The following is a 1,302-nucleotide window of genomic DNA, read 5'->3' as shown; positions in this document are numbered from 1 at the left end:
AAATATCCTCGTTATCAGGATTTCCCGCCAAGGTATCAACCAATGAGAATGCGATCAAATGAGGAAGATGACTCGTTGCCGCCAAGACCTCGTCATGCTTTTCAACCGACATTTGCAGCACATTAGCACCACAAGCGCTCCACATCGCGTCAACTAAGGATAATGCTCGCTCATCAGTATGCGTTAAGGGAGTAAGAATCACTTTATGATTTTGGTAGAGCGAACTATTTGCGGCAGTAACTCCACTCTTTTCTGATCCAGCAATCGGGTGACCAGGAACAACAAACTCTGGCACATCGCCGAACACCGACTCGACTGCAGAAACAAAGTTACCCTTAACACTTCCTACATCGGTCAGTACAGCACCGGGCTTGATGAATGGTTTAACCTCTTGCAGCACACTCTCAAATGCTTGAACTGGAACTGCCAACACAATGATATCTGCGCCAGAAACTGCTTCAGCAATTGTTTCAGCAGCTACATCCACAGCACCTAATTCAATACCGAGCTTTGCGTGATTTGAATCAAGCGTATACCCGACCGTCTTCGAGACAACGCCTTGCTCCCTCAAGCACTTTGTTAAAGAACCGCCAATTAGACCAAGCCCAACAACCGAAACGGTGAGCCCTTTTAATTCTTGCATCGCTAAACTTAGCGAATCGCTAGCCATGACTAAGCGACTCCAAAACTTCAATAAAACGAGCGTTTTCTTCAGGAAGACCGATTGATACACGAAGGTGATTTGGCATTCCATAATTCGCTACAGGACGCACAATAACACCCTGCTGCAACATAGCTTCGTACACTTCCATTCCAGAACCTTTCGTATCAAAGCACACGAAATTGCCTTTCGATGGAATATATTCGTAGTCCAGTCGATCAAATGCATCGGTCAACTGCTTCATACCATGTTCATTTGTCGTGATGCTTTTCTTTAAATAGTCTTCGTCTCTCAATGAACCGAGAGCCGCAGCAAGCGCGAGACTATTCACATTAAATGGATGACGAACTCGATTCAGCACATCCGCAATTTCTTCATTTGAAATCGCATAACCAACGCGCAACGAAGCGAGCCCCCATGCCTTTGAAAACGTTCTCGTGACAATCAAATTCGGAAAATCAGACAGCAATGAAACCCCATTAGGAAAATCGGGATCGGTACTGTATTCAATATACGCTTCGTCCAACACCACGATCACGCTTTCTGGCACTTGAGACAAAAACTCTACAACTTCAGCTTTACTCAACACCGTTCCGGTTGGATTGTTTGGATTGGCAATAAAAATAAGGGATGTGCGATCG

The 1,302-nt window shown here is 45.2% G+C and carries 2 protein-coding genes; both read right to left on the bottom strand.

Annotation, left to right across the window (positions count from 1 at the left end):
* The coding region (locus tag A3738_RS14830) for a prephenate dehydrogenase/arogenate dehydrogenase family protein (protein WP_197473873.1) at nt 1–670 on the bottom strand (670 nt) is incomplete at its 3' end.
* A partial coding sequence (locus A3738_RS14825) for a histidinol-phosphate transaminase (RefSeq protein ID WP_156504276.1) occupies nt 663–1,302 on the bottom strand: 640 nt, incomplete at its 5' end. The genes A3738_RS14825 and A3738_RS14830, both read right to left, overlap by 8 nt.

The organism is Oleiphilus sp. HI0066 (genome assembly GCF_001635725.1).
Note: the sequence above shows the minus strand (reverse complement) of the source record. Positions and strands in the feature narration are given on the sequence as shown.